The 14,601-nt window shown below is 70.2% G+C and carries 10 protein-coding genes; 1 reads left to right on the forward strand and 9 read right to left on the reverse strand.

The genetic code is table 11. The annotated features are described in order from the left end of the window. Positions 1–3: 3 nt before the first annotated feature. Both ASF44_RS10030 and ASF44_RS10035 read right to left on the reverse strand, forming a co-directional pair. Positions 4–3,444, reverse strand: a complete 3,441-nt coding sequence (locus tag ASF44_RS10030; RefSeq protein ID WP_082524650.1) for an SNF2-related protein — start codon at positions 3,442–3,444, stop codon at positions 4–6. Between the two features lie 7 nt (positions 3,445–3,451). Continuing rightward, the gene (locus ASF44_RS10035) at positions 3,452–4,501 is read right to left on the reverse strand and encodes an adenosine deaminase (RefSeq protein WP_056899070.1); all 1,050 of its coding nucleotides are present in this window, start codon (positions 4,499–4,501) and stop codon (positions 3,452–3,454) included. 69 nt (positions 4,502–4,570) lie between these two features. On the opposite strand from ASF44_RS10035, the gene ASF44_RS10040 reads away from it, so the two are divergent. Next, complete coding sequence (locus ASF44_RS10040) at positions 4,571–6,034, forward strand: SulP family inorganic anion transporter (protein ID WP_056899071.1); 1,464 nt, start codon at positions 4,571–4,573, stop codon at positions 6,032–6,034. A 46-nt stretch (positions 6,035–6,080) separates the two neighbouring features. Here ASF44_RS10040 and ASF44_RS10045 read toward each other — a convergent pair whose 3' ends face one another. The 7 genes from ASF44_RS10045 to ASF44_RS10075 form a co-directional block, all read right to left on the reverse strand. After that, the gene (locus tag ASF44_RS10045; RefSeq protein WP_056899072.1) at positions 6,081–7,232 is read right to left on the reverse strand and encodes a BMP family ABC transporter substrate-binding protein; all 1,152 of its coding nucleotides are present in this window, start codon (positions 7,230–7,232) and stop codon (positions 6,081–6,083) included. Between the two features lie 38 nt (positions 7,233–7,270). After that, entirely contained in the window at positions 7,271–8,191 is a 921-nt protein-coding gene (locus ASF44_RS10050) for an ABC transporter permease (RefSeq protein WP_056899073.1), read from the reverse strand. Then, the gene (locus ASF44_RS10055) at positions 8,191–9,255 is read right to left on the reverse strand and encodes an ABC transporter permease (protein WP_056899074.1); all 1,065 of its coding nucleotides are present in this window, start codon (positions 9,253–9,255) and stop codon (positions 8,191–8,193) included. Before ASF44_RS10055 ends, ASF44_RS10050 begins: the two co-directional genes overlap by 1 nt. Further along, on the reverse strand, positions 9,242–10,762 hold the full coding sequence (locus ASF44_RS10060; protein WP_056899125.1) for an ABC transporter ATP-binding protein: 1,521 nt from the start codon (positions 10,760–10,762) through the stop codon (positions 9,242–9,244). The genes ASF44_RS10055 and ASF44_RS10060 overlap by 14 nt, the downstream gene beginning before the upstream one ends. Before the next feature lie 178 nt (positions 10,763–10,940). Then, positions 10,941–12,671 carry an alkaline phosphatase gene (locus tag ASF44_RS10065; RefSeq protein ID WP_056899075.1) on the reverse strand — a complete coding sequence of 577 codons (1,731 nt, stop codon included), beginning with the start codon at positions 12,669–12,671 and terminating at the stop codon, positions 10,941–10,943. 202 nt (positions 12,672–12,873) lie between these two features. After that, on the reverse strand, positions 12,874–13,584 hold the full coding sequence (locus ASF44_RS10070) for a hypothetical protein (RefSeq protein WP_056899076.1): 711 nt from the start codon (positions 13,582–13,584) through the stop codon (positions 12,874–12,876). Between the two features lie 96 nt (positions 13,585–13,680). Continuing rightward, positions 13,681–14,586, reverse strand: coding sequence for a LysR family transcriptional regulator (locus ASF44_RS10075; protein ID WP_200930588.1), 906 nt, complete (start codon positions 14,584–14,586; stop codon positions 13,681–13,683). Positions 14,587–14,601: the final 15 nt, after the last annotated feature.

Genomic DNA, 14,601 nt, shown 5'->3' on the forward strand with positions numbered 1-14,601 from the left:
CACTCAACCGATCGGCCGCAGCAGCTCGGCCACATCGTCCTCGCTGAACAGCGGCGCATCCCGCTGGGCCGCGCCGTGCAGCAGGCCCTGCGCCAGCGCCGCCTTGCGCGCCTGAAGTGCCAGGATGCGCTCCTCGATGGTGCCCTCGGCCACCAGCTTGTAGACCATCACCTGGCGCTGCTGGCCGATGCGGTGCGCGCGCGCCGTGGCCTGCTCCTCGACGGCCGGGTTCCACCAGGGGTCGTAGTGGATCACGGTGTCGGCCTGGGGCAGGTTCAGGCCGGTGCCGCCGGCCTTCAGGCTGATCAGGAACAACGGGACGGCGCCGCTCGTGAAGCGCTCGATCACCGCGTCGCGCTGCTGGGTCTGGCCGGTCAGCGTGGCGAACGGGATCTTGCGCTCGCGCAGCGCGGCCTCGATCAGCGCCAGCATGCCCGTGAACTGCGAGAACAGCAGCACGCGCCGACCTTCGTCCAGCAGCTCGGGCAGCATCTCCATGAGCAGGTCGAGCTTGGCCGAGCCGGCCGCCCGGGTCACCCCCGGCGTGGCCTTGACCAGCCGCGGATCGCAGCAGACCTGGCGCAGCTTGAGCAGCGCGTCCAGCACCTGGATCTGCGAACGCGCCAGGCCCTTGTCCGCCAGCGCCGCGCGCACGGATTTCTCGGTCGCCAGCCGGATGGTCTCGTACAGGTCGGCCTGGGCACCTTCCAGCGTCACGGGCGAGATGCTCTCGCTGCGCGCGGGCAGTTCGGTGGCCACGGCGGCCTTGGTCCGGTGCAGCATGAAGGGCGTGATGCGCCGGCGCAGCAACGCCAGCTGCTGCGTGTCCGCATGCTTCTCGATGGGCTGGCGGAACACCTCGCGAAAGCGCGCCTGGCTGCCCAGGAAGCCCGGCATCAGGAAGTGGAACAGGCTCCAGAGTTCGCCCAGGTGGTTCTCCATCGGCGTGCCGGAGAGGCACAGGCGCTGGCGCGCCTGCAGCGAGGCCGCCACCTGCGCGGCCTGGGTGCTGGCGTTCTTGATGTGCTGGGCCTCGTCCAGCACCACCAGGTGCCAGCGCTGGCCCAGCCAGCGTTCGCGGTCGCGCTGCAGCAGCGAGTACGGCGCGACCACGAGGTCGCAGCCGGAAAAATCGGCCTTGTGCCGGTCGGCGCCATGCCACACGCGCGTGCGCAATGCAGGCGCGAAGCGCTCGGCCTCGCGGCGCCAGTTGCCCAGCACGCTGACGGGCGCCAGCACCAGGCTGGGCCGGTCCAGCCGGCCGTCCTCGTGCTCGCGCAGCAGATGGGCCAGGGTCTGCAGCGTCTTGCCCAGGCCCATGTCGTCGGCCAGCAGGCCGGAGAGGCCGGCCCGGCGCAGGAACTGCAGCCAGTTCAGGCCCTGCTGCTGGTAGGGCCGCAGCTGCGCGTTCAGGCCCGCGGGCGGCGCCACGGCCGGCGGCGCGCCGCTGACAAGTTCGCGCAGCAGCTGGCGCAGGCTTTCGGCGCCATCCCAGACCGCGCCCTCGCCCAGCAGCACGCCCATGCGCAGGGCCTCCAGGCGCGACAGCCGCAGCGCATCCGCCTCCAGATCGCGTTCGGGGCGCTCGCCCACGAGGTCGATCAGCGCCTGCAGCCAGGGCTGCAGCGGCGCCGAGGGCAGGCGCAGCCAGCGGCCATCGAGCTGCTCGCGCCACAGCCAGGGCGGCATCTGCGGGCCGTCTGGCGTGTGGCGCACCTGCCGCAGCAGCGCCGGCAACCAGGGCAGCACGTTGTGGCGCGCACCGTCGATGGCGATGCCCAGCGAGAGGTCGAACCAGGCCACCTCGGTGCCGGCCCGCAGGGCGTCCTCGAGCACGGCGTCGTCGTGGCCGGCCGGCCGCGACGCCACCTGCACCAGCAGCGCGTCGGCCTGCTGCACGAAGCCGGCCAGGTCCGCATCGGCCTGCACGTCGAAGCCCGCGGCGCGCAGCGGCGCCCAATCGTCCATCGCCCAGTCCAGCCAGACCATGCTGGCGGCCGGCAGGTGGAAGCGCGATACCGCGTCGCCCACCAGGCCCAGGGCCTGCAGGCGCGCCTCGGCCCCGCGCTCGGCCGCCACATCGCGGGTCAACACCACGCGGCGGCCGGCGTGCGCGACGAGCACCTGGGCCTGCGGCACGAACCAGTGGCCGCGCAGGCCGGCGTAGTCGAAGTCCAGCGTGGCGCGCAGCAGGCCGCGCTGCGCACGTTCGGCGGCCGGCACGCGCGCCAGCCGCAGGCAGGGCACGGGCGGCACCTGCGGCCAGCGCGCGGGCGGCGCCACCACGGGCGGCAGCGGCAGGCCGGCCAGGCGTTCGAGCAGGCGGCTGTGCTCTTCGCCGAAGGCCGATTGCGGCAGCGGTGGCGCGGCCAGCAGCAGGCGCAGCTGAGCCGCGTCCAGGCCGGGAGACTCCACCGGGCCGCAAGCGCGGTTCTCGAGGTCCAGGTACAGCGGCACCTGGGCGCCGTACACGGCCGTGCGCGGCGCAGGCCGGTCCCCGGGCGCCTGCGGGTCGGCACCCTGCTCCGGCACGCCCGCGCGCAGCACCCACAGGCTCTCGGCCTCGCGCGGCTGCTTCGTTTCGTGCCATTGCCACAGCAGCTGGCGCGGCGGTCCCCAGCGCAGCGGGGACTCGCCCATCTCGCCGGATTCGACCGCCGCGAACAGCCGCCCGGTGCGCGCGGCGGCCTGCACGGCCAGGCTGCCGACCGTGCCATCGACGATGCCGCTGTACGTGGGCCCGTAGCCGTAGCGCTGCGTGCCCAGCGACTGGATCAGGCGCACGCACTCGCGGTCGTCGTTGGGCTCGGCACCGGCCAGCGCGGGAACGCGTAGGAAGGCGTCATGGCCGGGCACCTTGGGCTTGGCCCAACCGCCCCGCTTGAGCGCGCGCGAAATCTGCCAGGCCAGTTGCAGGCGTGGCGGCTCGCGCCCATGCGCGGCCCGTGGCACGGCGGAGAGCAGGTACAGCGGCACATCGGGGTTGCCGGCCACCACGCGTGCGGATGTGCCCTGGGGCTCCGCGTCGAACAGGTCCAGCCAGGCGTCCATCGTCGCCGCCGCACGCGGCACGGCGGGCGCCGGCGGGGCAGCAGGACGCGCAAACACGCTGTCGGGCGTGGCAGAGCGGCGCACGGCGCCCGCGGCATAGACGGCCTTGAGCGCCAGCGCCACCGCATGCTTGCAGTCCGTGCCGACGGGGCACGAGCAGCTGGCGTCGAAGCCCACGACGCGGCCTTGCGTGTCCAGCTCCATCGCGAGGCTGGTCTCGTAGGGCTCGCGTTCGCTGCCGCGCACCACCCCGTCCACGCGCCACAGCTGCGCGCTCTCGGCATGCAACTGGTGCTCGAGCACACCCTGGTTCAGGTAGACCTGCAGGCCACGCGCGTAGGTGGCCGCGGAGAGATGAGGCGCGATGGACTGGGGATCGATCAGCAATGCCACCGGCCGCTCAGAACGCGGCGAAATGGGCTTGCAGCCGGTCGCGCCAGGCCTGCTTCTGCGCGGCACCGGCAAAGGTCGCCACGAAGCTGTTGTCCGCCAATTGGAAGGCCTGCTGCGCCGTGAGCCCGGTGGCCGCGAAGGTCTGCAGGAAGTTCTCGTTCATGTAGCCGCCGAAGTAGGCCGGGTCGTCGGAGTTCACCGTGGCCACCAGGCCTGCATCCAGCAGCGCACCCAGGTTGTGCTGCGCCAGATCGGGGAACACGCAGAGCTTGAGGTTGGACAGAGGGCACACGGTCAGCGGGATGCGGTCGGCCGCCAGGCGACGCATCAGTGCCGGGTCCTTGGTGCTCTGCACGCCGTGGTCGATGCGTTCGACCTTGAGCAGGTCCAGCGCCGTCCAGACATAGGCCGGCGGCCCCTCCTCGCCCGCGTGGGCGACCAGGTGCAAGCCCAGTTCGCGGCAACGCGCGAACACGCGCGCGAACTTCTCGGGCGGGTGGCCGACCTCGCTGGAATCCAGACCGATGCCGATGAATTTGTCGCGGTACGGCAGCGCCTGTTCCAGCGTCTCGAAGGCGTCCTCTTCGCTCAGGTGGCGCAGGAAGCACAGGATCAGGTCCGCGCTCACGCCCAGCTGCGCCTGCGCGTCGACGCAGGCACGGTGCAGGCCGTTCACCACGGTCTCCATCACCACGCCGCGCGCCGTGTGCGTCTGCGGGTCGAAGAACATCTCGGTGCGGATCACGTTGTCGGCGGCTGCCCGCTGCAGGTAGGCCCAGGCCATGTCGTAGAAATCCTGCTCCTGGAGCAGCACCGAGGCGCCCGCGTAGTAGATGTCCAGGAAGCTCTGCAGGTTGGTGAAGGCGTAGGCCTTGCGCAGTTCATCGACGCTGGCGTAAGGGATGGCCACGCCGTTGCGCTGCGCCAGCGCGAAGATCAGCTCGGGCTCCAGCGAACCTTCGATGTGCATGTGCAGCTCGGCCTTGGGCATGCCGCGCAGCAGTTCGGGCAGGCGCTCGGCAGGGATGGCGGAGAAATTCGGGGCGTGGGATGTCATGGCGCAACTCTAAGGCGTAAAGCACGCCACTGTCCTAACATCGCGCCCTTTTCGCCTCCAGCCTCCCCCATGTCGCTCTCCCGCTTGCGCGCCGAGTGGTGCCCCAGCGTTCCACGCGAACTGCTGGCCGGCGCCGTTGCCACCTTCGCGCTGATTCCCGAGGTCATCGCGTTCTCGTTCGTGGCCGGTGTCGATCCCGCTGTGGGCCTGTTCGCCTCCTTCGTCATCAGCATCGTGATCGCGTTCACGGGTGGGCGTCCGGCGATGGTCTCGGCCGCCGCGGGCTCGGTGGCGCTGGTTGCCGCGCCGCTGGTGCAATCGCACGGCCTGCCCTACCTGCTGGCCGCGGGTGTGCTGGCCGGCACCGTGCAGATCGCCTTCGGCCTGCTGCGCCTGGGCGTGCTGATGCGCTTCGTTTCCAGCTCGGTGCGCACCGGCTTCGTCAACGCCTTGGCGGTGCTGATCTTCTCGGCGCAGCTGCCGCACCTGCAGGGCGCCAACACCGCCACCTGGGCCATGCTGGCGCTGGGCCTGGCGCTGATCTACGGGCTGCCGCGCCTGCCGTTCAGGCTGTTCACGGTGCTGCCCTCGCCGCTGATCTGCATCCTGGTGCTGACCGGCCTCTCGCTCGCGCTGGCCCTGCCGCTGGCCACTGTGGCCGACCTCGGCAAGCTGCCGGACACGCTGCCCCAGTTCGGCTGGCCCGGCGTGCCACTCACGCTGGAGACGCTGCGCCTGATCGCCCTGCCCGCACTGGCCATCGCCATGGTCGGCCTGCTCGAATCCATGATGACCGCCAGCGTCGTCGACGAGATGACCGACACACCCAGCAGCAAGAACCGCGAGTGCACGGGCTTGGGGCTCGCCAACATCGCCGCCAGCCTGTTCGGCGGCATCGCCGGCTGCGGCATGATCGGCCAGACCGTCAGCAACGTGAAGTACGGCGGCCGCGGCCGGCTGTCCACGCTGTTCGCGGGCCTGTTCCTGCTGGTCCTCATGGTGCTGCTCAAGCCCTGGGTCGCGCAGGTGCCGGTGATTGCGCTGGTGGCCATCATGGTGATGGTGTCGGCCGCCACTTTCGACTGGGGCTCGCTGCGCACGCTGGTGCGGCACCCGCGCCTGTCCAGCGCCGTGATGCTGGCCACGGTGGCCGTGACGCTGGCCACGCACAACCTGGCGGCCGGCGTGGCGGTGGGCGTGGTCATGAGCGGCGTGTTCTTTGCCTCCAAGGTGGCGCACATGCTGGACGTCCGCACCGAGGACGACGCCGCCGCCGGCCTGCGCCACTGGACCGTGACCGGCCAGGTGTTCTTCGCCTCGGCCGACGCCTTTGTCGAAGCCTTCGACGTGCTGGGCGCCGAGCGCCGCGCCGTGCGCATCGATGTCACGCGCGCCCACTTCTGGGACGTGACGGCCGTGGCCGCACTCGACAAGGTGGTGCAGCGGCTGCGCCACCATGGCTGCACGGTGGAGGTGGTCGGGCTCAACGCGGCCAGCGCCGTGCTGATCGACCGGCTCGCACCGCAGCGTTGAACAAAAACGGCCGCCCGAAGGCGGCCGTCCGATGTGCATGCCCGGCTTACTTGTCGCCCGGCACCTTGCCTTCCACGCCCTTGACGTAGAACTTCACGCCCGACAGGAACTGGTCGTCGGCCACGGCACCCGCGGCCACGACTTCCTTGCCGGCGTTGTCGACGATCGGGCCCTTCCAGATCGCGAAGCTGCCGTCCTTCAGGCCCGCCTTGATGGTGTCGATCTTGGCCTTGGTCTCGGCCGGCACGTCGGCGGCGATGGAGACCATGTCGATTGCGCCTTCCTTCACGCCCCACCAGACGGCGCCCGTGGACCAGGTGCCTTCCAGCGCGTCCTTGGTGGCCTTGATGTAGTACGGCGCCCAGTTGATGATGGCCGAGCCCAGGTGGGCCTGCGGACCGTAGGCCGTCATGTCCGAATCCCAGCCGAAGGCGCGCTTGCCCTTGTCCTGCGCGGTCTTGAGCACGGCGGCCGAGTCGGTGTTCTGCATCAGCACGTCGGCGCCGCCGTTGATCAGCGCGGTGGCGGCCTCGGTTTCCTTGGGCGGGTTGAACCACTCGTTGACCCAGACCACCTTGGTCGTGATCTTGGGGTTCACCGACTGCGCGCCCAGCGTGAAGCTGTTGATGTTGCGCACCACTTCGGGAATTGGAATGGAGGCCACCACGCCCAGCGTGTTGCTCTTGGTCATGGCTCCGGCGATCACGCCGGCCATGTAGGCGCCTTCGTAGGTGCGGCTGTCGTAGGTGCGCAGGTTGGGCGCGGTCTTGTAGCCGGTGGCGTGTTCGAACTTCACGTCGGCCGCATCCGGCGCCACCTTGAGCATGGGCTCCATGTAGCCGAAGGTGGTGCCGAAGATCAGCTTGTTGCCCTGGCCCACGAGGTCGCGGAACACGCGCTCGGCGTCGGCCGACTCGGGCACCTTCTCGACGAAGCTCGTGACGATCTTGTCGCCGTATTCCTTCTCCAGCGCCTTGCGCGCGTTGTCGTGCGCGAACGTCCAGCCGCCGTCGCCGACCGGGCCGACGTAGGCGAACGCGATCTTGAGCGGCTCGGCCTTGGCAGGCGCCGGTGCGGCGGCGGCAGGTGCCGGGGCGGGCGCCGGCTCTTCCTTCTTGCCGCAGGCGGCCAGCGCCGCGGCGGCCATCGCGCTGAGCGCAACCACGCGCAGCATCGAACGTTTGTTCTGGTCGGTCATGGATTCTCCGGAGGTGTCAACGAAAAAAAGCGGCCCGATTATGAGCCGGGGTAGAACGGTTTCCCGATGGAGTTGGGCATGTTGGCCCGGATCCACGCGGGGTTGCGCGAGATGATGGCCAGCACCACCACGGGCGCGATGTACTGCAGCATCGACAGGAACTGGCTGGGCACCTGCACGCCCTGGCTCTGCAGGAAGAAGCCGAGCTGGCCCACGCCGCCGAACAGGTAGGCGCCCAGCAGAACGCGCGCGGGCCGCCAGGTGGCGAACGTCGTCAGCGCCAGCGCGATCCAGCCGTTGCCGGCCACCATGCCCTCGACCCACAGCGGCGTGTAGACCACCGACAGGTAGCTGCCGGCCAAGCCGCACAGCGCACCGCCGGCCAGCACCGCCAGGAAGCGGATGCGCCGCACCGGGTAGCCCAGCGCGTGCGACGACTCGGGCGACTCGCCGACCGAGCGCAGCACCAGCCCCGCGCGCGTGCGCATCAGGAACCAGATCAGCGCGAACGTGAACAGCACGGCGATGTAGACCATGGGGTGGTGGCGGAACAGCGCCGGCCCGAACCACGGGATGTCGGCCAGCACCGGGATCGCGTATTGCGGCGAAGGCGGCAGCTTCTCCTGCACATAGGCCACGCCCACGAAGGCCGAGAAGCCGCTGCCGAACAGGCTCAGCGCCAGGCCGGTCGCGTACTGGTTGGTGTTGAACCAGATCACGAGCACGCCGAAGGCCGCCGCCATGGCCGCGCCGGCCGCCATGCCGGCCGCAAAGCCCACCCAGGTGCTGCCGCTGTGCACGGCGGCTGCGAAGCCGGCGATGGCGGCACACAGCATCATGCCCTCGGCGCCCAGGTTGATGATGCCGGCCTTCTCGTTGATGAGCAGGCCCAGCGCCGCGAGCGCGAGCACGGTGCCCGCATTCAGCGTGGCGGCCAGCAAGAGTGCGTAGGCATCCATCACGCAGCCCTCCGGGCAAAGCGCAAGCGGTACGCGATCAGCGTGTCGCAGGCCAGCAGCGTGAACAGCAGGAGGCCCTGGAACACGCCGGTCAGCGACTTGGGCAGGCCCAGGCGCGACTGCGCGAGTTCACCGCCGATGTAGAACATGCTCATGAGGATGGCCGAGAACACCATGCCGACCGGGTGCAGCCGGCCCACGAAGGCCACGATGATGGCCGCGAAGCCGTAGCCCGCCGGCACGTATGGCGTGAGCTGGCCGATCGGGCCCGCCACCTCCAGCGCACCGGCCAGGCCCGCCGCGCCGCCCGAGGTCAGCAGCGCGATCCACAGCGCGCGCCGCGACGAGAAGCCCGCATAGCGCGCCGCCGCCGGCGCCAGGCCGCCGACCTGCTGCGCGAACCCGGCCCGCGTGCGGAACAGGAACACCCACAGCGCGCCGGCGCCAACGAGTGCGATCAAGAGGCCGATGCTCACGCGCGAGCCCTTCATGAGCCGCGGGATCTGCGTGACGGCCTCGAAGGTCTTGCTCTGCGGGAAGTTGTAGCCCATCGGATCCTTGAGCGGCCCCTGCACGAGGTATCCCAGCAACTGGATCGCCACGTAGACCAGCATCAGGCTGACCAGGATCTCGCTGGCGTTGAAGCGGTCGCGCAGCAGCGCCACGATGCCGGCCCAGAGCATGCCGCCCAGGATGCCGGCGAGCAGGATGGGCACGAGGATCCAGCCCGACGTGCCCTTGCCGGCCATCAGCGCGACACAGCCCGCGCAGATGGCGCCGATCACGAACTGCCCCTCGGCACCGATGTTCCAGACGTTGGAGCGAAAGCACACTGCCAGGCCCAGCGCAATAATGAGCAGCGGCGTGGCCTTGACCATGAGTTCGCCGAGCGCGTAGGCATTGCGCAGCGGCTCCCAGAAGAACACGCCCAGGCCGCGCAGCGGGTCCTTGCCCAGTGCGATGAACAGCAAGGTGCCGATGCCCACCGTGATGGCCAGCGCCAGCAGCGGCGAGCCGAAGCTCCAGAACTTCGAGGGTTCGGGGCGGGCTTCAAGCTTGAGCATGCTGCGCCTCCCCCGTCCACAGGCCGGACATCCACTCGCCGATCTGCGGCACCGTCGCCTGCGCGCGCGCCACCGACGGCGACAACCGCCCCTTGGCGATCACGTAGAGCCGGTCGCTGATCTCGAACAGCTCGTCCAGCTCCTCGCTGACCACGAGCACGGCGCAACCGGCATCGCGCAGCGCGAGGATGGCGCCGCGGATCTGCGCGGCCGCGCCCACGTCCACGCCCCAGGTCGGCTGCGAGACGATCAGGAGCTTGGGATTCGCGTCGATCTCGCGCCCCACGATGAACTTCTGCAGGTTGCCGCCCGACAGCGACTTGGCGGCAGACTGCGGCCCGCCCGCCTTGACCTTGTAGCGCGCGATGGTCTCGCGCGCCTGCTCGGTGAGCCGGCGCACGCGGATCCAGCCGCTCTTGCCCACGGCGTCGTTGCGCGTCAGCAAGAGGTTGTGCGCCAGGCTCAGCGTGGGCACGGCGCCGCGGCCCAACCGCTCCTCGGGCACGAAGTGCAGGCCCAGCGCGCGCCGGCGGCCGGGCCGCAGGCGGGCCGCGTCCTGGCCGAAGATGCGCACCATGGCGGGCTGGGCGCGGCAGTCCTCGCCCGACAGCGCGTAGAGCAGTTCCTTCTGCCCGTTGCCCGACACGCCCGCAATGCCGACCACCTCGCCCGCGCGCACGTCCAGGTCGATGCCTTCCAAATCCACGCCGAACTGGTCCTCGCGCGCCAGGCTCAGGCCCTGCACCTGCAGCATGGTGGCGCCGGCCTTCACATCGCGGTGCTGCAGCGCAGGCGGCTCGGCGCCGATCATGAGCCGGCTCAGCGAGGCATTGCTCTCGTCCTGCGGGTTGCACACGCCCGTCACCTTGCCGCCGCGCAGCACCGTGCAGGCCGTGCACAGTTCGCGGATCTCGTGCAGTTTGTGGCTGATGTACAGGATGCTGCAGCCCTCGGCCGCGAGCTTCTTGAGCACCACGAACAGCTTCTCGACCGCCTGCGGCGTCAGCACCGAGGTCGGCTCGTCCAGGATCAAGAGCTTGGGATCGGTCAGCAGCGCGCGGATGATCTCCACGCGCTGCATCTCGCCGACCGACAGCGTGTGCACGGGCCGTGTGGGGTCGATGTCCAGCCCGTACTCGCCGGCCTTCGCCGTGATGCGCTGGGTGACCTCGGCCAGCTTGAGGCTCTTGTCCAGCCCAAGCCAGACGTTCTCGGCCACCGTCAGCGTGTCGAACAGGCTGAAGTGCTGGAACACCATGCTGATGCCCAGGGCGCGCGCCTCCTGCGGGTTGCGGATGTGCACCTCGCGGCCGTCGAAGGTCACGGTGCCCTGGTCGGGCTTGACCGAGCCGTAGATGATCTTCATCAGCGTGGACTTGCCGGCGCCGTTCTCGCCGAGCACGGCGTGGGTCTCGCCGGGCATCACGGTCAGCGAGACATCGCTGTTGGCCACGACGGCCGGGTAGGCCTTGGTGATGTTGGCGAGTGCCAATCTTGGAATGGTCATGGGCAGCGGAGGCACCTCTGGGCGGGTGGGGATGTGTTTCAGCCACTCCAGCAAGGTCGATGCCACCCTGCGGCGGCCTGCCCTCGCCGGCCGTGCACCAAAACCGAGCGTGGGCGCGATGTTAAGGGCGCCCTGCCCGCTTCCTGCCGCCAGGGGAAACCCCAGGCCGCCGCGGAACTCAGGCCGCCAAGAGGCGCCGGTTGGCCGCGCCCGGCAGCACGCGCAGGCTCTTGTCGGTCACGGCCCGGTAGCTGCGGCTGGTGATGGTGTCCACGTAGGTCCATTCGGCGCGGCATTCGGCGGCCGTTGCCGTCAGCAACATGTAGCCGCGGCGCGCGGTGTCGCAGTACTGCAGCGGGCCGACCAGCTGCGTCAGCGCGCCGGCCAGCACGGCCGGGTCTTCGCCCGGCAGGTAGTCCTCGAAGCCGGGTGACGTGACCGACGAGGTGGCGAACTCCACGCCGACCTGGCGGCCCTGCGCATCCAGCAGGTCGCTGGCCCAGGCGTTGTGCGTGTCGCCAGCCAGCACCACGAGGTTCTTGTCCTGGCTGCGCGCCATCTCCAGCACGGCCTCGCGCGCGACCGGGTAACCGTCCCAGGCGTCCAGGTTGTAGGGGATGGCGGGCGCCTGCAGCACGGCCAGCTCCTGTGGGGTGAGCGTCTGCGGCGCGGTGGCGGCCTTGGTGGCCAGCGCGCTGTATTCGGCCAAGGACACGCCGCCCAGGCCGAGCAGGCCGAACAGCAGCGGCGCCGGCACCTGCATGCGGCCCATCAGCACCTGCTGCCCCAGCACCTGCCAGGTGGCGGTGGAGGCGGCCAGCTGCTGTTGCAGCCATCCGGCCTGGGTGGCCCCCAGCAGCTGGCGTGCGGGATCGCCCACGGCCGCCGTGAAGCCGGCCGCGTCCAGCCCGGTCTGCGTGATGTACGGGGTGTAGGACAGCTGTTCGTCGCGGCCGACCACGCGCGTGTCCAGCATGTGCAGCGCGAGCAGGCCGCCGAAGTCGAAACTGCGGTAGATCTGCCCGGTGTCTGCGCCGCTGCGGATCGGCATCCACTCGTGGTAGGCCTGGATGGCGGCGGCCTTGCGCGCGGCGAAGTCGCCTTCTTCGGGCTGGTGGTTCTCCGCGCCGTTGCGCCAGGTGTCGTTGCTGATCTCATGGTCGTCCCAGACCGCGACCATGGGCACGGCCGCGTGCAGGGCCTGCAGGTCGACGTCGCTGCGGTATTGCGCGTAGCGGCGCCGGTAGTCGGCCAGCTGCACGGTCTCGGTGGCGGGCTCGGACAGGCGGCCCAACGCGGCCGCGTTCTCCGATGCATAGCCGCCGCGCGCGTACTCGTAGATGTAGTCGCCCAGGTGCACGGTGGCATCCAGGTCGTTGCGCTTGGCCGCCTCTGCATAGACGTTGAAGTAGCCGGCCGGGTAGTTGGAGCAGGAGAACACCGCCAACCGTACCTGGGTGGCACCTGCAGATGGCAGCGTGCGCGTGCGGCCCACGGGCGAGAGCTGGCCGTATGCGTTGAAGCGGTACCAATAGCTGCGCCCAGCCGACAGGCCCGTGGCATCGACCTTGACCGTGTGGTCGTGCGCGGCCGTGGTGCGCGCCTCGCCGCTGGCGACGATGCTGGCGAAGCCGCTGTCGCTCGCCACCTCCCAGCGCAGCACGATCTCCTGCGTCGCAGCGGTGCTCACGCGGGTCCACAGGATCACGCGGTCGGCCAGAGGGTCGCCGCTGGCCACGCCATGCGCGAACGCCACCTCGGGGTCGTCGCCACTGCCGCCGCAGCCGGCCAGCGCCAGACCACCGAATGCAGCCGCGCCCAGCGCGACCTGGCGCACGAAGCGGCGCCGGCCGGGTTGTGCGGGCACGGCCTCGGCCAGCGGGTTGACCATCGCAGCGGGTTTCTTCATCGGGGCACCTTTTGGGCAAGCAAAGCCTGGCAGCTTGCCGGCCGCCGATGACGCGCGCGTTAAGACGGCGCCGAACCTGCCCTGCGGGTGCGCGCGCCCTGGATTGCTTGCCACGGATGTCCGAAACAGCGCATGAAAGTCTGAGACGAGGTGGCGGGCCTGCGGACAGTGACGGCTGCGCGCCCGCCGCTGGTGCCAGCCATCAGCTCAGCAGCTCATGGAAGGCCTGCACCCCACAGGTGGCGGCCATCGCCTGCAACGGGAAGACGATCCAGGGCGCCTCCGCATCCATCAGGTGCAGCCGGCTCAACAGAGCGGCTCTCATCTCCGGCTTCACCTGCCCCCGCCAGTCCAGCACCTGGCCCCAGGTGGAGCTGCCGTTCAAGTGCAGCGGAAACCAAGGTTTCTTGACCGAGGCGACATACGCGCTCGGAAACAACCTCTTGTACGCGTCCAGGTTGTACAGCCATGAAACACCCAGGACGGATCTGACGCCTTTCTCGTTGCGAAGGACGTGCGAGAACATCTCTCCCAGCTCAGCCCGTCTCGCGGCCATGTTGACCGCGGCCAGCGGGCTTGAACTGGCACCGGCGGGCGGCATGAAGTGCATGCGCAAGACACCTGCGGCGTTGGGTGGCTCGTAGGCGAAGCACCCGAACGACCGCGCCGGCACAGCGGGCGGGCGGGCGTCATGGAACGCAACGCACGTCGCCAGGAGTGCGGACGGATCACTCTGCAACCTGCGCATCTCTGCGAGGAACTCGCCCCAGCGGGAGACGCATGACGGCCCCCCAAGGTTCAGCCTGCGGCGCAGGTTCGTGCAGCGCGCGACAGCCACCTCGAAGGGCACCTGCGCCTGGACTGCATGGCGCAATGCGAAAGCCAGTTGGAGGGAGAAGTAGCTGTCCGGCATCGCGGGCAATGTCGCACACCTTCGGCCGCCCGATCCTGTGCGATGGCAGGATTCGACGGCAAGAACCAGCCGCCGCGAGGACAGGCCAGCGTTGACTCAGGCCTGGACGTTGCCGAACAGGTGAACCACGAAATCCCGCAACCACGCCCGCGCCGGCTCGTTCGCATGCCGCCGGCTCCAGTGCAGCGACACCGTGAACTCGGCCAGCGGCAGCGGCGGCTCCACCAGCGCATAGCCGCCCTGCTCGGCAAAGCCCAGCGCGATGTTGCGCGGCATCACCACGGCCAGGTCGGTCGCGCGCACGATGGCCGGCAGCACCAGGAAGTGGTGCGTGGTCAGGCGCAGCCGGTCCTGCAGCTGCAGCAACTCCAGGATGCGCAGCGTGTCGGAATGGGTGCGCACGGCCACCAGTTCCAGTTCGCGCAGCCACTGCAGGTCGCCGGCCTTGCGGCGCGTGCGCAGCAGCGGATGGCCTTCGCGCACCAGCACGATGTAGCGGTCGCGCAGCAGCGCAACCTGCTCGTTGCCCTGCACCGTGGGCAGGAAGCCGAAGGCCAGGTCGATGCGCCCGTCGTCCAGTGCCGGGGCGATCTCGGCGGCTGGCAGCGGCATGGTCTCCACGCGCACGCCCGGCGCGGCGCGCAGCAGCGCAGCCATGAGTTCGGGCAGGAAGCGCGCCTCGCCGATGTCGGAAAGGTGCAGGCGGAACACCTGGCGCGCGCTGGCAGCATCGAAGCTGGCCTGCGCGTTCAGCGCCTGTTCCAGCAGGCCCAGCGCCTCGCGCACCGCGCTGCCCAGCGCCTCGGCCTTGGGCGTGGGCCGCACGCCCGCCCCGGCGCGCACGAACAGCGGGTCGTGCAGCAGCGCGCGCAGCCGCGCCAGGCCCTGGCTCGCGGCGGGCTGGGTGATGTCCAGCAACTCCGCTGCGCGGCTCACGTTGCGCGTGCGGCCTACCGCATCGAACAGGCGCAGCAGGTTGAGGTCGAGGTCGTTGATATGCATGGCGCGCATGGTTCT

This window comes from Pseudorhodoferax sp. Leaf274 (assembly GCF_001422445.1).
GTDB lineage: Bacteria > Pseudomonadota > Gammaproteobacteria > Burkholderiales > Burkholderiaceae_C > Pseudorhodoferax.